This window comes from Agromyces sp. Marseille-P2726, assembly GCF_902809835.1.
Classification (GTDB): domain Bacteria; phylum Actinomycetota; class Actinomycetes; order Actinomycetales; family Microbacteriaceae; genus Agromyces.
In genome coordinates this window covers 868,644-891,546 of sequence record NZ_CADDWM010000015.1, presented here as the reverse complement: position 1 = coordinate 891,546, position 22,903 = coordinate 868,644, and the positions used below count along the sequence as shown (strand labels likewise).

Below are 22,903 nucleotides of genomic sequence, written 5' to 3'. Positions count from 1 at the left end.
GACGGGCAGGGGGGGCGACGGATGCCGCGAGCCCGCGGCATCCGACCAAAACCGTCGGCCCGCCCCCGCCTCAGTAGACTGTGACGCGGATCACGACGGAGTCGTCCGACGCACACACACCCCCATCACAGAGGAGTTCACTGTGGCATTCATCGAAGCTGTAGGCGCCCGCGAGATTCTCGATTCTCGAGGAAACCCGACCGTCGAGGTCGAGGTGCTGCTCGACGACGGAACGCTGGCCCGCGCCGCAGTCCCCTCGGGGGCGTCGACCGGGGCGTTCGAGGCGTACGAGCTGCGCGACGGCGAGAGCGACCGCTACCTCGGCAAGGGCGTGCAGAAGGCCGTCGACGCCGTGCTCGACGACCTTGGCCCGGCGATCGAAGACCTGGATGCCTCCGACCAGCGCGTCATCGACGCAGCCCTCATCGACGCCGACGGCACCGACAACAAGGGCCGGCTCGGCGCGAACGCGATCCTCGGCGTGAGCCTCGCCGTCGCCAAGGCCGCCGCGGACTCGGCCGACCTCCCGCTCTTCCGATACCTCGGCGGCCCGAACGCGCACGTGCTGCCCGTGCCGATGATGAACATCATCAACGGCGGCGCGCACGCCGACACGGGCGTCGACATCCAGGAGTTCATGGTGCTGCCGATCGGTGCCCCGACCTACTCCGAGGGCCTCCGCTGGGGCGTCGAGACCTACCATGCGCTGAAGAGCCTCCTGAAGTCGAAGGGCCTGTCGACCGGCCTGGGCGACGAGGGCGGCTTCGCGCCCGACCTCCCCAACAATCGCGCGGCGCTCGATCTCATCTCCGAGGCGATCGGCAAGGCCGGCTTCACACTCGGCGCCGACATCGCCCTCGGCCTGGATGTCGCATCCACCGAGTTCTTCGAGAACGGCGTGTACCGGTTCGAGGGCCAGGACCGCACCGCTGCCGAGATGAGCGCCTACTACGAGGAGCTCGTCGCCGCCTATCCGCTGGTGTCGATCGAGGACCCGCTCGCCGAAGACGACTGGGAGGGCTGGACCGAGCTCACCGCCACGCTCGGCACGAGGCTGCAGCTGGTCGGCGACGACCTCTTCGTCACGAACCCCGCGCGCCTCGCCGACGGAATCGCCCGACGCGCCGGCAACTCGATCCTCGTCAAGGTCAACCAGATCGGCACCCTCACCGAGACGCTCGACGCCGTGAAGCTGGCACAGCGCGCCGGCTACACGGCCGTGCTCTCGCACCGTTCCGGAGAGACCGAGGACACGACCATCGCCGATCTCGCGGTCGCAACCGACTGCGGTCAGATCAAGACGGGCGCGCCCGCCAGGAGCGAACGCGTCGCGAAGTACAATCAGCTCCTGAGGATCGAAGAAGAACTCGGTGAGGCTGCGGTGTACGCGGGCCGCACGGCGTTCCCGCGATTCACGGCCTGACGGTTCTGGATCGACGACGGGGGAGGCCGCGCGTCGCCCCCGTCGCGGTTCCCGGGTGGTGAGGAGTGGCGATGCGTCCCGATGCCCCGCCGGCCTCCCGAGGGTCGGGCAGCCGATCGACATCGGCCAGCCGCCCGGGGTCGGGCCCGCGTGCGGCGTCGGAGGCTCGCGCGGGGTGGCTCAGCGGCATCCGATTCTCAGGGTTCTCGATCATCATGATGGGTGTGCTCGTACTCGCAGTCGTCGTGTTGGCGCCGACGATCGCGGCGTTCGCACAGCAGCGCCAGCAGATCGCCGAGCTGCGCGCCGCCGTCTCCGCCCAGGAGGAGGAGGTGCAGCGCCTGCGCGACGAGCGTGAGCGATGGAACGACGAGACGTTCATCATGACGCAGGCCCGCGAGCGCCTGTACTACGTGATGCCCGGCGAGGTGAGCTACCTCGTGATCGACGACCGGTCCGAGGCGGCGAAGGCGGATGCCGCGGCCGAGGTCTCGGCTGACGTGACCGAATCGAAGGGCGACTGGATGCGCACCCTCCTGGACTCCGTGATGATCGCGGGGCTCGCGCCCGCGCCCGCGCCCACGACGGCTCCCGCGACCGAGGTCGCGCAATGACCCGACCGCCGTTCGCAGAGGTGAGCGAGCGCGACATCCGCATCGTGTCCGCGCAGTTGGGCCGACCGGCTCGCAACGTCGTCGGCATCCCCGCCCGTTGCGCGTGCGGTGCGCCCACAGTGGTGGCGACCGCCCCGCGACTGTCCGACGGAACCCCGTTCCCGACGTTCTACTACCTGACGCATCCGGTGGCGACGGCCGCCATGTCGTTCCTCGAGGCCGCCCAGCTCATGGTCGAGTGCAGCGAGCTGCTCGCATCCGACCCCGACGTCGCGGCGGCCTACGAACGGGCGCACCGCGACTATCTCGCCGATCGCGAGTCCATCGGTGTCGTCCCCGAGATCGCCGGCATCTCGGCCGGCGGCATGCCGACTCGGGTCAAGTGCCTGCACGCCCTCGCCGCGCAGTCGCTCGCGGCGGGCCCGGGCGCGAACCCCATCGGCGACATCGCGCTGGAGCGATCGAGTTGGTCGCCGAACGTCTGCCAGTGTCCCGACTACGGGGTCGACATCCCCGATCCCGACAACCCCGCCGACGACGACACCGGAGGCCGCCAGTGAGCCGCACCCGACGCAGGCGGCTCGCCGTGGTCGCCAAGGTCGCAGCGGCAACGGCGGCGGCGACCATGATCGCGCTCGCCGGTGCTGCGCCCGCGCGCGCCGACACCGTGCGAGATCTCGAGTACTGGCTGGCCGACTACGGCTTCACGACCGCGTGGAACTCGTCGCGCGGCGAGGGCGTGACCGTCGCGATCATCGACACGGGTGTCGCCGGCGATGTCGCCGAGCTGCGCGGTGCGGGGGTCGGGGGCACGGATGTCTCGGGCCTCGGCACCCCCGACGGGCAGACGCCCGTCGGCGACGATCCGAACCACGGCACCATGGTCGCCTCGCTGCTGGCCGGCCGCGGAAGCAGCCCCGGCAACGGCGTCATCGGGGTCGCGCCCGAGGCAGACCTGCTCACCGCGTCCGTCGCGTTCGGCCTCGACACCGGAGCCGAGATCTCGAACGATGAACAGATCGCCATGGCCGTCCGCTGGGCCGTCGACAGCGGCGCCGATGTCATCAACATGTCGTTGACCCGCAATACGCTCGACTGGCCCGAGAGCGGGGATGACGCGTTCATGTATGCGTTCGAGAACGACGTGGTGGTGGTCGCCGCCGCCGGCAACCGGGGGAGCGGCACCGCCGAGGTGGGCGCTCCGGCGACGATTCCCGGCGTCGTGGCCGTGGCCGGTGTCGATCGCGACAAGAATGCGAGCTTCGATGCCAGTTCGCAGGGCATCACGATCGCCGTGGCCGCACCGAGCGAGGACCTCGTCGGCGTGCTGCCCGACGGGCGATACGTGCAATGGAGCGGAACGAGCGCGGCGGCCCCGATCGTGTCTGGCCTCGTCGCCCTCATCCGCAGCGAGTACCCCGATCTCGACGCCGCGAACGTCATCGAACGGCTCATCCGCACCGCCGATGCCAACGGGCACGATGTGCCGAGTCCGTTGTACGGGTGGGGGATCATCGATCCCGTCGCAGCGCTCACCGCAGACGTACCGAAGGTCGACGCCAGCCCGCTCGGCAGTCTTGCGGAATGGATCACGATCCATCGGAGGGCGGATGCCCCGGTTCCCGCCGAAGGCACGGAGGAACAGGCCATCGTGCCGATCGCCGATCCACCCCTGCCGCGGTCCGACGGTGCGCAGACGCTGCTGCCGACGGCGTGGACGCTCGCCTATATCACCGTCCCGCTCTCGCTGGTAGCCGGGTTTGGTACGCTAGGTGCGCTGTTGGGCATCGGCGCCACTCGGCATTCCAGGCGGACTGTCCGCGCTCGCGAGCAGTGATCGCATGCATCAGCCGGCCTTAATCAATATCTGAGGAGTCCATTCACCGTGCCCAAGATTCTCATCGTCGGCGGTGGCTACGCGGGGTTCTACACGGCGTGGAAGCTCGAGAAGTGGCTGCGTCCGGGCGAGGCCGAGGTCACGATCGTCGACCCGCTCCCGTACATGACGTACCAGCCCTTCCTGCCCGAGGTCGCGGCCGGGTCGATCGAGCCGCGGCACGCCGTGGTGGCACAGCGGCGGCACCTGAAGAAGACGAACGTCATCACCGCGAAGGTCACCCGCATCGACCATGCCTCGAAGATCGCCACGATCACGCCCGAGGTCGGTGAGCCATGGGAGTTCGAGTACGACGTCATCGTGGTCACGGGTGGGGCCGTGTCGCGCACCTTCCCGATTCCGGGCGTCGCAGAGAACGCGATCGGGCTGAAGGCGATCGAAGAGGCCGTCGCCATTCGCGATCGCATCCTCACGAACTTCGACCGCGCGGCGACCCTGCCGCCGGGCCCCGAACGGGAACGCCTGCTCACCTTCGTGGTCGTGGGCGGGGGATTCGCCGGCATCGAGGTGTTCGCCGAGATGCGTTCGTTCGCCAGTGCACTGCTCAAGTACTACCCGCAACTCACGTTCGATGAGACCCACTTCCACCTCATCGAGGCGATGGGCCGGATCATGCCCGAGGTCTCGCTCGAAACGAGCCACTGGGTCATCAAGCACCTCGCCCAGCGTGGTGCCGAGATCCACCTCGACACGCAGCTGACGAGCGCCGTCGATGGAGTGATCGAACTGTCCACCGGTGAGACGTTCGAGTCCGACCTCATCGTCTGGACGGCCGGTGTCATGGCCAACCCGGCGATCGTGCGCTCGAGCGACCTGCCGGTCGAGGAGCGCGGCCGCATCCTCACCCGGGCCGACCTCCGCGTCGGCGACGACGACGACTGGGTGGCCGACGCGTGGGCGGCGGGCGACATCGCTGCGGTGCCCGACCTCACGGGCGGCGGCGTCGGCGGCTACTGCGTGCCGAATGCGCAGCACGCCGTGCGGCAGGGCAAGCTCCTGGCGAAGAACATCGTCGCCGTGCTTCGCGGTGAGGAGCCGAAGGAGTACTTCCACAAGAACCTCGGCGCCGTGGCCGGACTCGGCATCGGCTCGGGGGTCTTCCAGTCGGGCAGGCTCGCGATCAAGGGCCTCCTCGCCTGGTTCGCCCACCGGGGCTACCACGGCCTGGCCATGCCCAGCTGGGAGCGGAAGTTCCGCGTCTTCTGGGACTGGTGGAACAACTTCTGGCTCGGCCGCGACATCGTCGAGCTCTCGGCCGTCCAGCGGCCGCGGGCCGTCTTCGAGCAGTTCGCCGCGCGCCCGAAGCCGCCGGCCGCCGCGACGCCCGCGGTGTCGGCGTCAGGTACGTCTGCGGCATCCGGAACAGCTGCTTCGAAGGCCCTTGGCGCCAAGGCGCCTTCGGCTGCCAAGGCCGCCGGATCGAAGTCGGCCACCAAGGCCGAGGCCGTCGCTGCGAAGTAAGGTGAGAGGCGCCGTCGCGTCGTACGGTGGCGCGCTCCCGTAGCCCAACGGCAGAGGCAGGCGACTTAAAATCGCTTCAGTCTGGGTTCGAATCCCAGCGGGAGCACCGCGGTCAAGGGCCCATCGGATGCGCCCAGTCCTGGCCCATGACGTCGCCGGGCCGTGCGGCCTGTACACCGAACACCGCCGCACGGGAGGATGACCCCATGCGGAAACTGACCTACGGCATGAACGTGAGCCTGGACGGCTACATCGCCGCGCCCGGCGACGACATCGGCTGGAGCGTGCCGAGCGACGAGTTGTTCCAATGGTGGTCGGACCGGGTCGGGGCGACGGGCCTGTCGCTCTACGGGCGCAGACTTTGGGAGACGATGAGCTCGCACTGGCCGACGGCCGACCAGCAGCCTGGCGTCACACCGGCGGAGGTCGAGTTCGCCCGCCGCTGGCGGGACATGCCGAAGGTGGTGTTCTCCTCGACGACCCGCCCGGTCGATTGGAACACCCGCCTGGTCACCGACGACGCGGTCGCGGAGATCACCCGGCTCAAGGCCGAGGACGGCGGCCCCATGGACATCGGGGGTGCCACGCTCGCCGCGGCGGCGATGCGGGCCGGGCTGGTCGACGAGTACGTGCTGGCCACCGCACCGGTCCTGGTGGGTGCCGGCACGCCGTTCTTCACGGCCCTCGACCACTGGGTCGACCTGAACCTGGTCGAGACCCGCACGTTTCCCGATGGCGTGGTCCTGACGAGGTACGAAACCAGGCGCTGACCTTCAACCCGAGGGCCGTGACCGGTGTCGGGACCCATCCGAACGAGTCGATCAAGGGGTTGCGTTCCCGGAACTGCGGCGAGATCGTGAGCCTGTGAGCGAGCAGGCGGCGACGACGGGCGCGTCGGGTGGACAGGATCGGCTGACGGACGTCTGGGGAGCGCGGCGGCCCTTCGCTCGGGGAGCACCGTGGCCTGCTCGCGTGGATCAGCTGCTCGCCGACGGCATCGACGAGGCGGATGTCGACCGCTGGGTGCGCTCGGCGTGCGTGCTGTGCAGCAACGGCTGCGGCTGCGACATCGCCGTGAAGGACGGCCGGATGGTGGGTGTCCGCGGGGTTGCAGACGACCCGATCAACCACGGCCGGCTGGGGCCGAAGGGGCTGCACGCGAGCTGGCAGGGCATGGAGCACCGCGACCGCCTCACCACGCCGCTCGTCCGCCGAGACGGCGAGCTCGTCCCCGCGAGCTGGGACGAGGCGATGACCGTGGTCGTCGAGCGCAGCCGTGCGCTCCTCGACGAGATCGGCCCCTTGAGTCATGGCTTCTACACGAGTGGCCAGCTCTTCCTCGAGGAGTACTACGCGCTCGCGATCATCGGGAAGGCGGGTATCGGCACCCCGCACATGGATGGCAACACCCGGCTGTGCACCGCGACGGCCGCGTTCTCGCTCAAGGAGACGTTCGCTGCCGACGGGCAGCCGGGGTGCTACGAGGACCTCGATGAGTGCGACGCGCTCTTCCTCTACGGGCACAACATGGCGGCGACGCAGACGGTGACCTGGTCGCGCGTGCTGGATCGGCTGGACGGCCCCGAACCGCCTGTGCTCGTCGTGGTCGATCCCCGGGAGACGCCCGTCGCGAGGCGAGCGGCCGTCCACCTCGCGGTGAATCCGGGCACGAATCTCGCGCTCATGCTCGCGCTCGTGCGCGAAGTGCTCGAGAACGGGTGGACGGACGACGCGTTCGTCGACGCGCACACCGTCGGGCTGGAGGAACTGCGTGGCCAGGCCGCACCCTGGACGCCCGAGCACGCCGCCGAGGTCTGCGGCGTCGCACCCGCCGACATCCGCGAGGCCGCACGCATCTTCGGGACATCCCAGCGCGTCGTCTCGACGGTGCTGCAGGGCTTCTACCAGTCGGCGCAGGCGACGGCGGCGTCGTGCCAGGTCAACAACCTGCACCTGCTTCGCGGGATGATCGGACGACCCGGAGCGGGCCTGCTGCAGATGAACGGTCAGCCCACGGCGCAGAACAACCGGGACTGCGGAGCCGACGGCGACCTGCCGGGCTTCCGCAACTGGCAGAATCCCGCGCACGTCGAGGAGCTGGCGCAGCTGTGGGGCGTGGATTCCCTCGTGATCCCGCACTGGGCGCCGCCCACGCACGCGATGCAGCTGTTCCGCTACGTCGAACAGGGATCGATCCGGTTTCTGTGGATCTCCGCCACGAATCCGGCCGTCTCGCTCCCCGAGCTCGCCCGCATCCGGGAGATCATCGCGGAGCCCGAGGCGTTCGTGGTCGTGCAAGACCTCTACCTCACCGAGACGGCCGAGCTCGCCGACGTCGTGCTGCCCGCTGCGGGGTGGGGCGAGAAGACCGGCACCTTCACGAACACGACGCGCACCGTGCACCTCTCCGAACAGACCGTCGACCCGCCGGGCGAGGCCCGCTCCGACCTCGAGATCTTCCTCGACTACGCGCGTCGCATGGACTTCCGGCGGAACGACGGAGCGCCGCTGCTCGACTGGAGCGGTCCCGAAGACGCCTACCGCGCCTGGCAGGAGTGCTCACGCGGTCGACCCTGCGACTACACCGGCATCTCGTACGAGGACCTGCGCCGCGAGGGCGCCATCACCTGGCCGCGCCGCCCGGGCGAGACGAGCGTGCAGCGGCTGTACGCCGATGCCGACTTCGCGACGCGCGCCGAGTACTGCGAGGACTACGGGCACGACCTGCTCACGGGCGCCGACGTGGGAAAGGAGGCGTTCGCCGCGCTGGCCGCGAACGGCCGGGCGATCCTGAAGTCCGCCCCCTACGCGGGCCCCCACGAGCCGCCCGACGACGAGTACCGGCTGCGGTTCACGACCGGTCGCTCGGTCTACCACTTCCACACGCGCACGAAGACGGCCCGTGCACCGGGCCTCGACGCCGCCGCGCCGTCCGTCTGGGTGGAGATGGCAGCGACGGATGTCGCAGAGCACGGCTTCTCCGATGGCGACATCATCGAGGTGCGCTCGCGTCGCGGTCGCATCGTGGCTCCCCTGCGGGTCACCGGCATCCGGCCGGGCGCCGTCTTCGCACCGTTCCACTACGGGTACTGGGATGCGCCCGAGGGAGCGGAGCAGCGGCATCCCACCGCGGCGAACGAACTCACGGTCACCGAGTGGGATGCGGTGTCGAAGCAGCCGGTGTTCAAGACCGCCGCCGTTCGCGTGGCGAGGACGGAGGACGCACGATGAAGCTCCCGGTCTACCTGTCGCTGCTCGCGGAATCCGAGACGACGCTCGCCGACTCCTACCTTCAGGTCGCCGGGGTCCATGGCGACGAACCCGACGTCCACTTCCTGTGCCTGACGATGGCCGCGCAATGCCAGGCGCACCGTCGGATGCTCGACGGGGTCGTCGCGCGCTACGGGGAAGCGCCGGCCGGCCACGAGCCGGAACGGCTGCACGCGGATGGCATGCGGGAATCTCGGACCGGTCCGCTCGGCCTGCTGCGGGACCTGCAGGACCTCTACCTCCTCGCGAGTTTCACCGACGTGACCTGGATGATGGTGAAGCAAGCCGCACAGGCCCTCCGCGACGCCGACCTGCTCGAGGTCGTCGACGCGTGCGAGCACGAGATCGCCGTGCATGTGCGGTGGCTGCAGACCCGGATGAAGCAGGCCGCGCCCCAGGTGCTCATCGCGGCGCGATGAACGCGGCCAGCCCGTTCAGGGGAGCGTGAGGAGCCTTCTGTTGATGCCCTCGGTGGCCGCCGCGAACGTGGAGTACTGCTGGCTCACTCCGGCCCGAGGTCGCATCCACAGCATCTCGTATCCGCCGTTCAGCTGCTGGAGGTAACCGAGGATCTTCCGAGTATCCCCGTCTTCGCACCTGCAGTCGCAGACGCGCCATATGGTCTCACTCAGGCGAACGAGTTCGACCTCGGGACCGGTCGGCGTGGCAATGGGTTGTGACTTCATCGTGCATCCCCCCGGAACTGGTTCGTTCGACCATGATGCGACCGATGCGCAGTTCCGGGTACACGCTTGACTTCCGGGCCCGGAAGTCCTCCGTCCGAGGATGACGGGCGGCTCGACCTGCGCCGGGACGGTGTCAGCCGACCGCCCTGCGAACGAGCTCGGTGATCCGCTGCTCGACGGCGGGCGTCCAATTCCGCACGGCGAAGCCAACGGGCCAGAGGTCGCCGTCGTCGAGCTCGGCCTTGTCTTCGAAGCCGATCGTCGAGTAGCGCGTCTTGAACTTCCCGGCCGGCTGGATGAACAGGACGATCTTGCCGTCGCCATTCGCATAGCCCGGCATGCCGTAGTACGTCTTCGGGACCAGGTCGGGCGCGACCTGGCTCACCACCCTGTGGAGCCCTTCGGCGAGCACCTTGTCGTCGGGGTCGAGCTGGGCGATGGCGTCGAGCACCGCCTTCTCGCCGGCCGCGCGATTCCTGCCGGCCTTCTCCTGCTCGCGAAGCTCCTTGGCGCGCTGCTTGACCGCCTCGCGCTCCTCCTTGCTCAGCCCTCCGGACGTGTCGGTCGCGGCCATCGTGAGGTCTCCTTCCGGGATGTGATTCGGCGCCGCCACCCAGCTGGCAGCGCTTCACCCCTCAGGCTAGGCGGACACGGCCGGCGGAGCTTCTCGAATCCTGATCGATCAGGCGAGCGACGTCACGCGACCGTCGGAGCCGGACGTCCCTCCGGGCACCGGTGCGGCGACCGGCGGGGGCTGGGGGGGTTCGGGCAGGACTCGCAGCACGCCGCCCAGGCCGGCCTCGGCCGACATCAGCTCGAGCCAGTTGTGATTGAGCGCCGGACGCCGGTTGCCGCTGTAGTGGAACGCGAGCGCCGACCGCTGGTTGATCCACACCGTCTGCATGTGGCGATCATCATGGAGGTCGAGGGCGAAGGACTCGTTGCGACGAAGCTTGTCGAGAATTACGACCTGCAGGTGAGCGAGTGTTCGATCGTCGATCGTGAAGGTGGTGTTGCTGTCGTACACGAGTTGGCCCATCAGGCACCTCTGTCCCCTGAATTGGTCACACTACACGGTTTCGGCCGGGGCACACCGTGTCTGCTCCATTCGTCCCCGCACTCGACGTGAACGATGCCGCCGATTCACGCCATCCGGTCGAGCCGACGCAGGATCGCTCCCTCGCGAAGCGCCCACGGCGAGACCTCGAGCTCGCGAACCTCGAATGCGTGCATGGCCTCGGAGAGCACGACCGCGCCCGCCACGATCTGGAACGTCCGGTCGACGGTGATACCGGGAAGGGCCGGCCGGGCGTCGGCGGGGAGCTTCGCGAGGCGCGGGGTCCAGTCGTCGAGGCCGCGACGAGTCAGTATCGCGCGGTCGGTGGACCCCACGCCTTCGGCGACATGGCCGGCCAGGCGCGCGAGCGAGCGGATGGTCTTCGACGATCCGACGACGTGATCGGGAGCCGGGAGGTCGTCGAAGGCGCCGACGGCGTCGGCCAGCACGGCGCGAGCATGCTCCCGCAAACGTGCGACCTGGTCGGTCGACGGCGGATCGTCGGGCAGGAACTCCACGGTCGAGCGCCCGGCGCCGAGGGGCAGCGACAGCGCGACATCCGGAACCTCGTCCCTGCCCTGGGTGAGCTCGAGCGATCCGCCGCCGATGTCGAAGACCAGGAGGTTCTCGGCCGACCAGCCGTACCAGCGCCGTACGGCGAGGAACGTGAGATGCGCCTCGGCCTCGCCCGGGAGCACCTGCAGCTCGACACCGGTCTCGCGAGCGACTCGGGCGAGCACGTCTTCTCCGTTGGCCGCCTCGCGGATCGCCGATGTCGCGATGGGGAGGAACTCGTCGACCGCAGCCTCCTCGGCGGCGGCAGCGGCGCCGGCCACGGCCTCGATGATGGCACGCACGCCCACCTCGCTGATGGCGCCGTCGGGCTCGAGGTAGCGCATGAGCCGCAGTACGGACTTGCGCGAGGTCTCGGGGATGGGCCGGGCACCGCGGTGGGCATCGACCACGAGCAGGTGCACCGTGTTGGAACCGACGTCGAGAACACCGAGGCGCATACGGCGAGCGTAGTCGGCGACGGTGCGCTCACCCCGGGATTCATGCATACTGGTGCGACTGGGTCGACTGGGTCGACTGTCCCACTTCATGCCGACCCAGCTGGTCGGCCAGGCGTCAGGAGGTGTCGAGTGACACGAATCCCCGCCGCCGAGCGCCGCAGCGCGCTCATCGAGGCGGCGCTCCGGGTCGTGTCGCGACACGGCATCGCACAGGCCACCACGAGGGCGATCGTCGCCGAAGCGGGGATGTCGCTGGCGAGCTTCCACTACGCGTTCGACTCGCGCGATGAACTGATCGACGAGCTCATCACCACGGTCGTCGAGCGCGAGCAGCAGGCGGTCATCCCCGACGTCGTGCCGGGCGGAGACCTCCGGGAGATCATCGAGTCGGGACTGCACCGCTACTTCGAGCACCTCAAGGCCGATCCCGAGCACGAACAGGCGATGCTCGAGTTGACGCAGTACGCGCTGCGATCTCCCGAGCGGCATCCGCTCGCCGTCGCCCAGTACGCGCGCTACGCCGCACTCGCCGAGCAGGCCCTCGAGGCGGCAGCCACGAGTGCCGACGCGACCTGGCGTGTGCCGGTGGCCACCGTCGCCCGGGTGCTCGTCGCGTTCACCGACGGGCTCACCCTCACCTGGCTCGTCGATCGTGACGACGACGCCGCCCGAGCGGTCGCACATGCGGCTGCCGACGCCGTCTCGAGAATGGCCGATGCGCGATGACGAGCCTCGAACCCGCCCCGCCCGCGGTTCGGAGCGCGCGATGACCGGGCTCGACCTCCGCGCGACGGGCACGGCGACGGATGCCGCGGTCTGGCGTTGGCCCGATCGATACTGGCCCCGCCTCACCGCCGCGACCGCCGACCTCGATGCCCCGGTCGGGGCGCTGCACCTGGGCGCCCTCCGGCACAACGCCCGGGACATGGTGCGTCGCGCGAACGGAACGCCGATCAGGATCGCGTCGAAGTCGATCCGGGTCCGCGAGGTCGTCCAGGCGCTCCTGCGCATGCCGGGATACCGCGGCGTGCTCGCCTACACGCTCGCGGAGGCGCTCTGGCTCGCCGACACCGTCGACGACGTTGTGGTCGGCTATCCCACGGCGGACCGCGGCAGCATCCGTCGACTCTCCCGTGACCCCGATCTCGCCAGGCGGATCACCCTGATGGTCGACTCGCCCGACCAGCTCGACCTCGTGGACTCGGTGCTGCGGCCGGGCGAACGCGAAGCGATCCGGGTCTGCCTCGAGCTCGATGCGTCGTGGGACGCGCCGGTGCTCGGCCACGTCGGCGTGCGACGCAGCCCCGTGCACGACCCGGCCGAGGCCGGCGCGCTGGCCGCCTACATCGCGAATCGGCCGGGCTTCCGGCTGGTCGGCATGATGTCGTACGAGGCGCAGGTCGCCGGCGTCGCGACCCGGCCGGCCGGTCGGCCGGTGGGCGGCGCGCTGAACCGCTGGATGCAGGCACGCTCGATGCCCGAGCTCGTCGAGCGGCGAGCACGCGCGGTGGCGGCGGTCCGGGAGCACGCCGACCTCGAGTTCGTGAACGGCGGCGGAACCGGTTCCCTCGAGGCCACGGCAGCGGATGCCTCGATCACCGAGATCGCCGCCGGGTCGGGCATCTTCGGCGGCCACCTCTTCGACGGGTACACGCAGTTCACGCCGGCGCCCGCCGCCGCCTTCGCACTCGATGTCGTCCGCCGGCCCGCCGCCGAGCACGTGACCGTCCTCGGCGGCGGCTGGGTCGCCAGCGGGCCACCGGCCGCGGATCGGCTGCCGAGGGCCGTGTGGCCCGAGGGTCTTCGCATGGAGCCACGGGAGATGGCGGGCGAGGTGCAGACGCCGCTTCGCGGCCCCGCGGCGCGACGACTGCGAGCCGGCGACCGCGTCTGGTTCCGGCACACGAAGTCGGGGGAGCTCTCGGAGCATCTCGAGGCGTTCGCCGTGGTCGAGGGCGACGAGGTCGTGGCCTCCGTACCGACGTACCGCGGTGACGGGAAGGCGTTCCTGTGACGGCGACGGGGGCGGTGTGGCGCAACTGGGGCCGCACCGAGTCGGCGAACCCCCTGCGCGTGGAACGACCCGCCACGCCGGGCGCGGTGCAGCGCGCGGTGGCCGCCGCCGCGGCATCCGGACTTCGCGTCAAGCCCGTCGGCGCGAGCCACAGCTTCTCGGGCATCGCCGCCGCCCCGGGCGTGCAGCTCGACCTCACCGACGTCTCGGGAGTGTTCGACGCGGATGTCGCGACTGGCCGAGTCACGCTCGGCGCCGGTACCCGGCTGCATCACCTTCCGCACCTGCTCGCGCCGTACGGACTGGCGATGCCGAACATGGGCGACATCGACCGACAGACCATCGCCGGGGCCACGTCGACCGGCACCCACGGCACCGGACTCCGCTTCGGCGGCCTCGCGACGCAGATCGTCGCGGCGAAACTCGTGACCGGCACCGGGGAGCTCATCACCGTCAGCGAAACCGGGAACGCCCGGCTGCTGCCGGCAGTGCGCATCGGGCTGGGGGCACTCGGCGTGCTCGTCGAGCTGACGCTGCAGCTCGTGCCGCGGTTCGTCCTGCAGGCGGCCGAGCGCTCGGAGCCGCTGGACGCCGTGCTCGAGGATTGGATGACGCGGGTCGCCGGCGCGGATCACTTCGAGTTCTACTGGTTCCCGCACACGCGCACGGCGCTGACCAAGACCAACACGCGGCTGCCCGGCGACGCGCCACGCAACCCGCTCCGACGCGTCTCCCGATGGTTCGGCGACGAGTTGCTCGCCAACGGCGTGTACCGCGGCATCTGCGCAGTCGGCCGGCTCGCACCCCCCACAACGCCGGCGTTCGCCCGCCTCATCGAACGAGTCACCGGTCATCGCGACTTCTCCGACTTCTCGCCATCGGTGTTCACCACGCATCGGGCGGTGAGATTCCGCGAGATGGAGTACGCCCTGCCGCTCGAGGCGGTGCCCGACGCGTTCCGGGAGGTGCGCGCGCTCATCGAGCGGAAGGGATGGCGCATCAGCTTTCCGATCGAGGTGCGGGCCGCGGCATCCGACGACAACTGGCTCTCGACGGCCTCGGGTCGCCGGACCGGCTACATCGCGGTGCACCGCTACTACCGTGAGGATCCTCGCGAGTACTTCTCGGCGGTCGAGCAGGTCATGCGCGGGTACGACGGGCGACCTCACTGGGGGAAGATGCACAGCCGCACGGCGGAGGAGCTGCGGGAGCTCTACCCGCGCTTCGACGATTTCCTGCGGGTGCGCGACGAGCTCGACCCCGAGCGACGCTTTGCGAACCCATACCTCGACCGGGTGCTCGGTGCTTGAGGGGGCCGGCGAGCCAGCTAAGCGGTGCGGCGTCGCAGCGTGATCGAGCCGACCACGATGGAGCCCACGATCCAGGCGCCGATCGCGAGGATGCGCGCCCGGATCCAAGCGGCGTCCTCGGAGCCGTCGGCGACGGCGGTGAGGGCGTCGATCGCGTAGCTCAGCGGCAGCCAATCGCTGATCGCCTCGAGCACGTCGGGGAGCTGGTCGCGCGGAATGAAGATGCCGCCGAGCAGGATCTGCGGGAACACGAGCAGGGGCATGAACTGCACGACCTGGAACTCGGTGCGGGCGAACGCGCTCGCGAGCAGCCCGAGCGCCGTTCCGAGCAGCGCATCGGCGACGGTGACGGCGAACAGCAGCCAGATCGAGCCCTCGATCTCGAGGCCGCAGACGAACACCGCGAACGACACCGCGATCGCGGTCTGGAAGATCGCGAGGAACCCGAACGCGAGCGCGTACCCCAGGATGAAGTCGCCCTTGCCCATCGGCATCGAGAACAGGCGCTCGAGCGTGCCGCTGCGGCGTTCGCGAAGCGTCGCGATGCTCGTCACGAGGAACATCACGATGAACGGGAACAAGGCGATCATCGCGGGGCCGATGGCCTGGAACACGTCGGTGTCGGTGAAGATCCACGCGACGAGGCCGATGAGCAGGCTCGGCACGATGAGCAGGAGGGCGACGGTGCGATGATCGTGCCGGATCTGCGTGAGCACGCGGCCGGCGGTCGAGAAGGTGCGGACGAGCGTCATCGCCGGCCCTCGCTTCCGCCGGCGTCGGCAGGTCGTGCCGACGCGTCGTGCGGCTGGAGGTCGGGCTCGCCCCGATCGATGAGCCGCAGGAACGCCTCCTCGATGTCGTCGGTGCCGGTGAAGGCGAGCACTCCTGGCACGGTGTCGTCGGCGAGCAGCTCGCCGTCGCGCATGAGCAGGAGGCGGTCGCAGCGCTTCGCCTCGTCCATGACGTGGCTCGACACGAGGAGCGTCGCCCCCTCTGCCGCGAGCTCGTGGAAGAGCTGCCACAGCTCGACGCGGAGTACCGGGTCCAGTCCGACCGTGGGTTCGTCGAGCACGAGCACCTCGGGCGAGCCGAGCAGCGCCGCGGCCAGCGACACCCTGCCGCGCTGCCCGCCCGAGAGCGAGCCGGCGAGCCGGTCGGCGACCGAGGCGAGGTCGGTGCGCTCGATGACCCGGTCGATATCGGATGCCGGTACGCCGAGTACGCGGCGGAAGTACGACAGGTTCTGCCGCACCGTGAGATCGTCGTACACGCTCGCCTCCTGGGTGACGTACGCGACGCGATGGCGGAGCGCCCCGGAGCCGGCGGGCAGACCGAGCACCTCGATGGTGCCCGACTGCACGATCTGGACGCCCACGATCGAGCGCATGAGCGACGTCTTGCCGCTGCCGCTCGGGCCGAGGAGCCCGACGATCATGCCGCTCGGCACGGCGAGTGACAGCCCGCGGAGCACGGGCACGCGCGCCCGCTTCACCTGCAGGTCGTGCACGACGATGGCGGGCGCGGCCGTCTCGCCGCGTGGCCCGCCGCGGCGCCGGGCGCGTCCCGACTCGTGCACAAGCCTGAGCCTACGCCCGGAGCGGCCCCCGCCTTCCCTCCGAGTCTCATGGGAAGGCATCGGCGCGCCAGCACCCCCTCGGTAGGATGAAGGAACACCCCCGTACGTCGCGAGAGCGCATTGGAGTCCGTGCCATGGAATGGCTCATCCCCGTCATCATCGTCGTTGCGCTCGTGGTGATCATCGGCATCTACCTGTGGGCGACGTACAACTCCCTGGTGACGCTGAACGTGCGAGTCGACGAAGCGTGGAGCGACATCACGGTGCAGTTGAAGCGCCGTGCCGACCTCATCCCGAACCTCATCGAGGCGGTGAAGGGGTACGCCTCGCACGAGAAGGCGGTCTTCGAGAACGTCACTCGTGCGCGGGCCGAGACGCTCCAGGCACACGGGCCGGCCGAAGCCGGCGTGGCCGAGAACCACATGCAGCAGGCCCTGAAGTCGATCTTCGCGGTGGCCGAGGCGTATCCGCAGCTGCAGGCGAGCCAGAACTTCCTCCAACTGCAGGGCGAGCTCGTCGACACCGAAGACAAGATCCAGGCCTCCCGGCGGTTCTACAACGGCGGCGTGCGCGAGCTCAACACCAAGATCAAGGTGTTCCCGAACACCCTCTTCGTTCGTGGACTCGGCTTCCACGAGCGTGAGTTCTTCGAGGTGACCGAGCCCGCGGCCATCGCAGAGCCGCCACGCGTGCAGTTTTGATGGGCGCCGTCAGGCACCCGTCGAGGTCGAGGGGCGCCACGCGTCCGCGTGACGCGCATCGAGACGCCGCAACGCGCATCCAGACCCCCAGGGGCACTTGATGTACCGCGCGATCGCCAGGAACAAGCGCAACACCGTCTTCATCATCCTGTTCTTCCTCGCCATCATCGGCGGGCTCGGGTGGCTTGCGGCATGGATCTACCAAGACGTCACGATCGTCATCGTGACGGTGGTGATCGCCGCGGGGTACGCCCTCATCCAGTACTTCACCGCCGACCGGCAGGCTCTTGCGATGTCGGGCGCGATCGAGGTGCGCAGCAGAGCCGACCACCCCCGCCCGTGGCGCACCGTCGAGAACCTCTCCATCGCCACGGGCACCCCGATGCCTCGCGTGTACGTCATCTCCGACCCGGCTCCGAACGCGTTCGCCACCGGGCGAGACCCCAAGCGCGCCGTCGTCGCTGCAACCACGGGTCTGCTCGAGATCATGGACGATGCAGAGCTCGAAGGCGTGATGGCGCACGAACTCGGACACGTTCGCAACTACGACATCCGGCTGTCGATGATCGTGTTCGGGCTGGTGGTGGCGGTCGGCTTCATCTCCGACATGCTGGTTCGGCTGACATTCTTCGGGCGCGGCAACAACCAGAACCCGATCGTGCTCGTCTTCGGCCTCATCGCCCTGCTCATCGCCCCGCTCGTGGCCAGCCTCGTGCAATTGGCGGTGTCGCGTCAGCGCGAGTACCTGGCAGATGCCACGGCCGCCATGACCACGCGGCATCCCGACGCGCTTGCGCGTGCCCTCGAGAAGCTGGAAGCCTACGGTCGCCCGATGCGCCGCCAGAACTCGTCGATGGCACACCTCTGGATCGCCGACCCGCTGCGGCCCGGCGTGATCGACCGCCTGTTCGCGACGCACCCTCCGATCGCCGAGCGCGTCAAGCGGCTCGAGAAGATGGGCGGCTCCTTCTAGGCGACTGCCGGCGACCGCCGGTGACCGCCATGCCCCCTCAGCCTGCCGCGGCGACTTCCGCGCGCAGCGCGGGTGCGAGGTCGCCGCGATCCACCACCTCGATCGCCCCGAGACCCTGCCACTCGGCCGCTCGCCGAAGCACGGGGACCAGCCGTTCGGCCACGTCGGCAGGCGCGTCGGCCTCGGCCCAGGCGGACTGCACTCGCAGCACGCCGGCCTTGCGATCGCTCTTCAGGTCGACCCGCCCGACGAGACCGTCGTCGACGAGGACCGGCAACGAGTAGTAGCCGAACTTGCGGTCGGGCTCGGGCGTGTAGATCTCGATGCGATAGTGGAAGCCGAACAGGCGCTCGGTGCGCGGACGGAACCAGACCACGGGATCGAACGGGGAGAGCACGGCCGCGGCCTCGAGATGCCGAGGACGTCGCGCATCGCGGTGCACCCACGTCGGCGTGGGGCGGCCGGCGGTCGTCCACCCGGGGACCTCGACGGGCACGAGTTCTCCGTCTTCCTGCAGCGATCGGGCGGCCTCGCGGACCTGCGGCCGCTTCATGCGCCAGTAGTCGGCGAGGTCGGCCTCGGTGGCGATGCCGAGGGCCGTGGCCGCGCGCCGGACGAGCTCGCGCGCCGCCTCATCGGGCGCGACCTGCGCTGAGAGCAGCTCGGACGGCAGCGCCTGCTCGGGCAGCGCGTACACCCGCTCGAAGCGCTGCCGCTCGACGCACACGACCTCGCCGACGCGGAACATCCACTCGAGCGTGCGCTTGACGTCGGACCAGCCCCACCAGGAACCGCGGCGCTCGTTGGCGTCGTGTTCGATCTCGCTGGCCCGCATCGGGCCGTTCGCCGTCAGTTCGGCAAGCAGCCACTCGGCGAGGGAGCGGTTCTCGACGAGCCATCCGCCCCACTCGCTGCCCGCGCGTCGGTACTCCTCGCGGCGGAACTCGAAGTGCGGCCACAGTTCGCGAGGGATGAATGCAGCCTGGTGCGCCCAGGACTCGACCATGCGACCCCGCCGCCCGGTGGTGACCCGGTCGAGCAGGGCCCGGTCGTATGGGCCCAGCCGGCTGAAGGCGGGAATGTAGTGGCTTCGTTCGAAGACGTTGACCGAGTCGATCTGGAGCACGGCGAGCCGGTCGATGATGCCGCTCACCTGACGGAGCCCGGGCGCGGAAGGTGAGGAGCGCCCGAAGCCCTGGGCGGCGAGGGCGATGCGCCGGGCGAGTGCGGGACGTACGGTGTCGGCCATGGTGCTCCGACCCTATCCGGCCCATCCGACAACCGGTCCACCCATGCCGTGGCGGGCATGCCCCGCGCCTAGACTGGGACGATGGCGGGGTCCAGCGGGAGAGCGCGGGGGAGGATCATCCGCCGACGCGCGCCCGACGACCGGCCCGAGCCCGCTCCGCAGGCGCGGCGCGACGTCACCGAGTCGATCCCCTTCGGCATGCGGCTCGCGGCAGCCTGGTCGTGGCGGCTCCTGCTCGTCGGGGGAGTGCTGGCGGTCGTCATCTTCCTCATCATCCAGCTGCGGCTCATCGTCATCCCGATCCTCGTCGCCGTGCTGCTGGGTGCGCTGCTCGTGCCCTTCTCCCAGTTCCTGCAACGGCATCGCTGGCCTCGGTGGCTGGCCGTCACCGTGGCGATGCTGTCGGCGTTGATCGTCGTCGGCGGACTGCTCACGGTCGGCATCACCTTCATCGCACGCGATCGCGACGAGCTCGTCGCGCAGAGCCTCGTCGCATGGGACGACTTCCGCGCGTGGCTGCTCGAGGGCCCGTTCCACATCACGGAGCAGCAGTTGAACGACTGGATGGAGCAGGTCGTCACCGCCATCCAGGAGGACAGCAGCGTGCTCGTGAGCGGTGCCCTCTCGGTCGGCTCCACCCTCGGGCACTTCCTCGCCGGAATGCTCCTCGCCCTGTTCGCGACCCTCTTCATCCTCATCGACGGGCGTGGCATCTGGCACTGGATCGTCGGAGTCTTCCCGAAGCGTGCCCGTGCCGCGGTCGACGGCGCCGGTCAGGCGGGCTGGGCGACCCTGCAGAACTTCGTGAAGGTGCAGATCCTCGTCGCCACGATCGACGCCATCGGCATCGGGCTGGGAGCGTTCTTCCTGGGAGTGCCCCTCGCGGTGCCGATCGCGATCCGGGTGTTCCTCGGGTCGTTCGTTCCGATCGTCGGCGCCGTCGTGACGGGCGCGCTCGCGGTGTTCGTCGCGCTGATCTACAACGGCTGGGTGATCGCCGTCATCATGCTCGCCATCGTGCTGCTCGTGCAGCAGGTCGAGGGGCATGTGCTGCAGCCGCTCATCATGGGCACGGCCGTGAAGGTGCATCCGCTCGGCGTCGTTGTGGCGGTGGCGACCGGGTCGCTGCTCGCCGGGATTCCGGGTGCGCTGTTCGCCGTGCCGGTCGCCGCGGTGGTGAACGTCATGATCGTCTTCATCGCGCGCGGATCGTGGAAGCGCGACGTGCCGCCCGCCACGATCGAGACCGGGTTGCCGCTCTGGAGCACGGTGCCACAGCGCCCCGGCTTCCAACGAGGAGAATGAGGGAGTGATCACGACCATCCCCGGACCGGGTCTCGCCGAGTTCGAGCGAGCGCGAGAGGTCGTCGCACGGGTCGCCCGCGAGACCCCGATGGAGACGTCGAGGTTCCTCGGGCGTCAGCTCGGAGTGCCGGTGTACCTGAAGTGCGAGAACCTGCAGCGCACCGGTTCGTACAAGCTCCGCGGGGCCTACCATCGCATGGCGGCCCTCAGCGAGTCCGAGCGGGCTCGCGGGGTCGTCGCCGCGTCCGCCGGCAACCACGCCCAGGGCGTCGCCTACGCGGCACGCGAGCTCGGCATCCGCGCGACCATCTTCATGCCCGTCGGCGTTGCCCTCCCGAAGCTGGAGGCGACCCGTTCGTACGGCGCCGGCGTGGTGCTCGAGGGGGGGTCGGTCGGCGAGACGATCGATGCCGCGACGACGTTCGCCGCCCAGTCGGGGGCCGTCGTGATCCCGCCGTTCGACCATCCCGACGTCATCGCAGGCCAGGGCACCCTCGGCCTCGAGATCCTCGACCAGGCCCCCGATGCGACGACCATCGTCGTCCCCATCGGCGGTGGTGGACTGGCCGCGGGAATCGCAAGCGCCGCCAAGCAGCGCGCGGCGGCCGAGGGTCGCCCGCTCCGCGTGATCGGCGTGCAGGCCGAGAACGCGGCACCGTACATCGCGTCGCTCGCGGCGGGCGAGCCGCGTCACGTTCCGGTCGTGCCGACCATCGCCGACGGCATCGCCGTGTACAAGCCGGGCGAGCTCAACTTCGCGATCATCCGCGACGCCGTCGACGAGGTCGTGACCGTGTCGGAGGACGACATCGCCCGGGCGCTGCTCGTGCTGCTCGAACGGGCGAAGCTCGTCGTCGAGCCGGCCGGCGCCGTGGCCGTCGCGGCGATGATGACCGGCGCGGTGACGTCCGACGGTCCCATCGTCGCCGTGCTCTCGGGCGGCAACATCGACCCGCTCCTCATGCAGCGCGTCGTCGCGCACGGGCTCGCGGCATCCGATCGCTACCTCACCATCAGCGTCGGACTGCCCGACCGACCCGGCCAGCTCGCGCGGGTCGCCGAACTGCTCGCCGAGGCGAACGCGAATGTCATCGAGGTGCTGCACACGCGCCACGGGTCGGGACTGCAGATCTCAGAGGTCGAGCTCAAGCTGTCGGTCGAGACGCGCGGGCCCGAGCATCGCGCATCCGTCGTCGAGGTGCTGCGCCGTGCCGGATACGACCCGAAGGTCGAGGCGGAGTGAGCGGTGGCTACTGACCGCTCCAGGTCTCGACGCCAGTGACCTCGACCGAGATCTCGCGGCCGTTGGGGGCGGTGTAGCTCGCGACGTCGCCGACCTTCAGGCCGAGGATCGCGGCACCGAGCGGGGACTGCTCGCTGAAGACGTCGAGTTCGGAGTCGCCGGCGATCTCGCGGCTGCCGATGAGGAAACGCTCTTCGTCGCCGGCGATCACCGCCGTGATCACGGTTCCGGGCTCGACGACACCCGACGACTCGGGAGCCTCGCCGACCTGCGCAGTACGGAGCAGCTCGGTGAGCTGGCGGATGCGCGCCTCCTGCTTGCCCTGCTCGTCTTTGGCGGCGTGGTAGCCGCCGTTCTCCTTCAGGTCGCCCTCATCGCGCGCGGCCTCGATGCGCTTCGCGATCTCGTCGCGACCGCGCGTCGAGAGCTCTTCGAGCTCGGCCGTGAGTCGGTCGAAGGCCTCTTGAGTGAGCCAGGTGACGGTGACGTCCTGCGCCATGGTGCTCTCCTGAATGTGACGTGTCGGTTTCGGCGCGTCTGGTGCGCACGCGTCGGGATGGACCTGTCGTGATAGACATGACGCCCCGGCAGCTGCCAGAGCGAAACCCTAATTTTATTTCAGCCAGCAGCTTGAAATCAAACCGGTGTTCGCTTCCCGCGCAACCCGGACCGTCTCGGTGAAGCTCCGCAGATGCCGTTCGGATGCCGGGATCTCGACGATCTTCCACCCGACGATCGTGAACTCCTCGTCGAGCGCCTGCACTGCACAGGCCGTCTCGTTGCCGGGCGGCACCGAGAGCGTCCAGCTCACCTCGACGGCGCGCTCATCGTTCAGCAACCGGTGGCTCGTGTCGGTGGCCTGGACTGCTGGCTTCTGGCCGTCGAGCCCGGCCCAGACGACCCACGCGACGAGCACGATCGCGAAGGCGACCGCCGCACCGACCAGCAGGATGCGATCACGCGTGCGATGCGAGCGGGTTCGGCCGTATCGTGCGGCGAGCGCATCGGCTTCGGGCTCGGCCACCGCACCGGCTCCCTTCCGCTCGATCGTCTAGGCTTGGATCCAGCCTAACCGCCCCGCGAAGCCCGCATCCGCCGTGAGAGTGAGTCC

General features: G+C 69.7%; 24 protein-coding genes and 1 tRNA gene. 16 read left to right on the top strand and 9 right to left on the bottom strand.

Features of this window, described 5'->3' with window-relative positions; genetic code table 11:
• Positions 1-142 precede the first annotated feature (142 nt).
• From eno to HUS56_RS16770, 9 genes are all read left to right on the top strand, one after another.
• Complete coding sequence (gene eno / locus HUS56_RS16810) at positions 143-1,423, top strand: phosphopyruvate hydratase (protein WP_173924523.1); 1,281 nt, start codon at positions 143-145, stop codon at positions 1,421-1,423.
• Between the two features lie 71 nt (positions 1,424-1,494).
• Positions 1,495-2,037 (top strand): septum formation initiator family protein, encoded by a 543-nt coding sequence (locus tag HUS56_RS16805; RefSeq protein WP_173924522.1) that lies wholly within the window; start codon positions 1,495-1,497, stop codon positions 2,035-2,037.
• Positions 2,034-2,597: a DUF501 domain-containing protein gene (locus HUS56_RS16800; RefSeq protein WP_173924521.1), complete on the top strand. Its 564-nt coding sequence runs from the start codon at positions 2,034-2,036 to the stop codon at positions 2,595-2,597. Before HUS56_RS16805 ends, HUS56_RS16800 begins: the two co-directional genes overlap by 4 nt.
• On the top strand, positions 2,594-3,874 hold the full coding sequence (locus HUS56_RS16795; RefSeq protein ID WP_254431505.1) for a S8 family serine peptidase: 1,281 nt from the start codon (positions 2,594-2,596) through the stop codon (positions 3,872-3,874). Before HUS56_RS16800 ends, HUS56_RS16795 begins: the two co-directional genes overlap by 4 nt.
• Before the next feature lie 48 nt (positions 3,875-3,922).
• A complete protein-coding gene (locus HUS56_RS16790) occupies positions 3,923-5,395 on the top strand; it encodes an NAD(P)/FAD-dependent oxidoreductase (protein WP_173924520.1) in 1,473 nt (490 codons plus the stop codon).
• Between the two features lie 33 nt (positions 5,396-5,428).
• A tRNA-Leu gene (locus tag HUS56_RS16785) sits at positions 5,429-5,501 on the top strand.
• Positions 5,502-5,601: 100 nt separating this feature from the next.
• A complete protein-coding gene (locus tag HUS56_RS16780) occupies positions 5,602-6,165 on the top strand; it encodes a dihydrofolate reductase family protein (protein WP_173924519.1) in 564 nt (187 codons plus the stop codon).
• A gap of 202 nt (positions 6,166-6,367) precedes the next feature.
• Entirely contained in the window at positions 6,368-8,626 is a 2,259-nt protein-coding gene (locus HUS56_RS16775) for a molybdopterin oxidoreductase family protein (RefSeq protein WP_371808323.1), read from the top strand.
• On the top strand, positions 8,623-9,084 hold the full coding sequence (locus tag HUS56_RS16770) for a hypothetical protein (protein ID WP_173924517.1): 462 nt from the start codon (positions 8,623-8,625) through the stop codon (positions 9,082-9,084). The genes HUS56_RS16775 and HUS56_RS16770 overlap by 4 nt, the downstream gene beginning before the upstream one ends.
• Before the next feature lie 15 nt (positions 9,085-9,099).
• On the opposite strand, the gene HUS56_RS16765 is transcribed toward HUS56_RS16770, so the two are convergent.
• The 4 genes from HUS56_RS16765 to HUS56_RS16750 all read right to left on the bottom strand — a co-directional run bounded on the left by HUS56_RS16765 (position 9,100) and on the right by HUS56_RS16750 (position 11,421).
• On the bottom strand, positions 9,100-9,351 hold the full coding sequence (locus tag HUS56_RS16765) for a hypothetical protein (RefSeq protein ID WP_173924516.1): 252 nt from the start codon (positions 9,349-9,351) through the stop codon (positions 9,100-9,102).
• 133 nt (positions 9,352-9,484) lie between these two features.
• Positions 9,485-9,925, bottom strand: a complete 441-nt coding sequence (locus HUS56_RS16760) for an iron chaperone (RefSeq protein WP_173924515.1) — start codon at positions 9,923-9,925, stop codon at positions 9,485-9,487.
• Positions 9,926-10,033: 108 nt separating this feature from the next.
• Positions 10,034-10,390 (bottom strand): ATP-dependent DNA ligase, encoded by a 357-nt coding sequence (locus HUS56_RS16755; RefSeq protein ID WP_173924514.1) that lies wholly within the window; start codon positions 10,388-10,390, stop codon positions 10,034-10,036.
• Positions 10,391-10,494: 104 nt separating this feature from the next.
• Positions 10,495-11,421 carry a Ppx/GppA phosphatase family protein gene (locus HUS56_RS16750; RefSeq protein ID WP_173924513.1) on the bottom strand — a complete coding sequence of 309 codons (927 nt, stop codon included), beginning with the start codon at positions 11,419-11,421 and terminating at the stop codon, positions 10,495-10,497.
• Between the two features lie 129 nt (positions 11,422-11,550).
• On the opposite strand from HUS56_RS16750, the gene HUS56_RS16745 reads away from it, so the two are divergent.
• From HUS56_RS16745 to HUS56_RS16735, 3 genes are read left to right on the top strand one after another with little or no spacing between them, the layout of a single operon-like run.
• Entirely contained in the window at positions 11,551-12,147 is a 597-nt protein-coding gene (locus HUS56_RS16745; protein ID WP_173924512.1) for a TetR/AcrR family transcriptional regulator, read from the top strand.
• Between the two features lie 40 nt (positions 12,148-12,187).
• Positions 12,188-13,435 carry an alanine racemase gene (locus HUS56_RS16740; RefSeq protein WP_173924654.1) on the top strand — a complete coding sequence of 416 codons (1,248 nt, stop codon included), beginning with the start codon at positions 12,188-12,190 and terminating at the stop codon, positions 13,433-13,435.
• The gene (locus HUS56_RS16735; RefSeq protein WP_173924511.1) at positions 13,432-14,745 is read left to right on the top strand and encodes a D-arabinono-1,4-lactone oxidase; all 1,314 of its coding nucleotides are present in this window, start codon (positions 13,432-13,434) and stop codon (positions 14,743-14,745) included. Before HUS56_RS16740 ends, HUS56_RS16735 begins: the two co-directional genes overlap by 4 nt.
• 17 nt (positions 14,746-14,762) lie before the next feature.
• Here HUS56_RS16735 and HUS56_RS16730 read toward each other — a convergent pair whose 3' ends face one another.
• Together HUS56_RS16730 and HUS56_RS16725 are read right to left on the bottom strand one after the other, a co-directional pair.
• Positions 14,763-15,497, bottom strand: a complete 735-nt coding sequence (locus HUS56_RS16730) for an ABC transporter permease (RefSeq protein ID WP_173924510.1) — start codon at positions 15,495-15,497, stop codon at positions 14,763-14,765.
• A complete protein-coding gene (locus HUS56_RS16725; RefSeq protein ID WP_254431504.1) occupies positions 15,494-16,321 on the bottom strand; it encodes an ABC transporter ATP-binding protein in 828 nt (275 codons plus the stop codon). Before HUS56_RS16725 ends, HUS56_RS16730 begins: the two co-directional genes overlap by 4 nt.
• Positions 16,322-16,455: 134 nt before the next feature.
• On the opposite strand from HUS56_RS16725, the gene HUS56_RS16720 reads away from it, so the two are divergent.
• A complete protein-coding gene (locus HUS56_RS16720) occupies positions 16,456-17,022 on the top strand; it encodes a LemA family protein (protein WP_173924508.1) in 567 nt (188 codons plus the stop codon).
• 100 nt (positions 17,023-17,122) lie between these two features.
• Complete coding sequence (locus tag HUS56_RS16715; RefSeq protein WP_173924507.1) at positions 17,123-17,995, top strand: M48 family metalloprotease; 873 nt, start codon at positions 17,123-17,125, stop codon at positions 17,993-17,995.
• Positions 17,996-18,032: 37 nt separating this feature from the next.
• On the opposite strand, the gene HUS56_RS16710 is transcribed toward HUS56_RS16715, so the two are convergent.
• The gene (locus tag HUS56_RS16710; RefSeq protein WP_173924506.1) at positions 18,033-19,244 is read right to left on the bottom strand and encodes a winged helix-turn-helix domain-containing protein; all 1,212 of its coding nucleotides are present in this window, start codon (positions 19,242-19,244) and stop codon (positions 18,033-18,035) included.
• A gap of 81 nt (positions 19,245-19,325) precedes the next feature.
• Between HUS56_RS16710 and HUS56_RS16705 the strand changes: the two genes are divergently transcribed.
• Both HUS56_RS16705 and ilvA read left to right on the top strand, forming a co-directional pair.
• Positions 19,326-20,549: an AI-2E family transporter gene (locus HUS56_RS16705; RefSeq protein WP_173924505.1), complete on the top strand. Its 1,224-nt coding sequence runs from the start codon at positions 19,326-19,328 to the stop codon at positions 20,547-20,549.
• Between the two features lie 4 nt (positions 20,550-20,553).
• Positions 20,554-21,792 (top strand): threonine ammonia-lyase, encoded by a 1,239-nt coding sequence (ilvA, locus tag HUS56_RS16700; protein ID WP_254431503.1) that lies wholly within the window; start codon positions 20,554-20,556, stop codon positions 21,790-21,792.
• Between the two features lie 7 nt (positions 21,793-21,799).
• Here ilvA and greA read toward each other — a convergent pair whose 3' ends face one another.
• Positions 21,800-22,291, bottom strand: coding sequence for a transcription elongation factor GreA (gene greA / locus HUS56_RS16695; protein ID WP_173924504.1), 492 nt, complete (start codon positions 22,289-22,291; stop codon positions 21,800-21,802).
• Between the two features lie 114 nt (positions 22,292-22,405).
• Positions 22,406-22,816, bottom strand: coding sequence for a DUF4307 domain-containing protein (locus HUS56_RS16690; protein ID WP_173924503.1), 411 nt, complete (start codon positions 22,814-22,816; stop codon positions 22,406-22,408).
• Positions 22,817-22,903 lie beyond the last annotated feature (87 nt).

Coding starts and splice junctions, on each gene's coding strand:
- HUS56_RS16715 (WP_173924507.1), top strand. CDS start 17,123: ATGTACCGCGCGATCGCCAGGAACAAGCGCAACACCGTCTTCATCATC.
- HUS56_RS16750 (WP_173924513.1), bottom strand. CDS start 11,421: ATGCGCCTCGGTGTTCTCGACGTCGGTTCCAACACGGTGCACCTGCTC.
- HUS56_RS16765 (WP_173924516.1), bottom strand. CDS start 9,351: ATGAAGTCACAACCCATTGCCACGCCGACCGGTCCCGAGGTCGAACTC.
- greA (WP_173924504.1), bottom strand. CDS start 22,291: ATGGCGCAGGACGTCACCGTCACCTGGCTCACTCAAGAGGCCTTCGAC.
- HUS56_RS16710 (WP_173924506.1), bottom strand. CDS start 19,244: ATGGCCGACACCGTACGTCCCGCACTCGCCCGGCGCATCGCCCTCGCC.
- HUS56_RS16805 (WP_173924522.1), top strand. CDS start 1,495: ATGCGTCCCGATGCCCCGCCGGCCTCCCGAGGGTCGGGCAGCCGATCG.
- HUS56_RS16720 (WP_173924508.1), top strand. CDS start 16,456: ATGGAATGGCTCATCCCCGTCATCATCGTCGTTGCGCTCGTGGTGATC.
- HUS56_RS16800 (WP_173924521.1), top strand. CDS start 2,034: ATGACCCGACCGCCGTTCGCAGAGGTGAGCGAGCGCGACATCCGCATC.
- HUS56_RS16760 (WP_173924515.1), bottom strand. CDS start 9,925: ATGGCCGCGACCGACACGTCCGGAGGGCTGAGCAAGGAGGAGCGCGAG.
- HUS56_RS16755 (WP_173924514.1), bottom strand. CDS start 10,390: ATGGGCCAACTCGTGTACGACAGCAACACCACCTTCACGATCGACGAT.
- HUS56_RS16740 (WP_173924654.1), top strand. CDS start 12,188: ATGACCGGGCTCGACCTCCGCGCGACGGGCACGGCGACGGATGCCGCG.
- HUS56_RS16770 (WP_173924517.1), top strand. CDS start 8,623: ATGAAGCTCCCGGTCTACCTGTCGCTGCTCGCGGAATCCGAGACGACG.
- HUS56_RS16705 (WP_173924505.1), top strand. CDS start 19,326: ATGGCGGGGTCCAGCGGGAGAGCGCGGGGGAGGATCATCCGCCGACGC.
- HUS56_RS16780 (WP_173924519.1), top strand. CDS start 5,602: ATGCGGAAACTGACCTACGGCATGAACGTGAGCCTGGACGGCTACATC.
- HUS56_RS16730 (WP_173924510.1), bottom strand. CDS start 15,497: ATGACGCTCGTCCGCACCTTCTCGACCGCCGGCCGCGTGCTCACGCAG.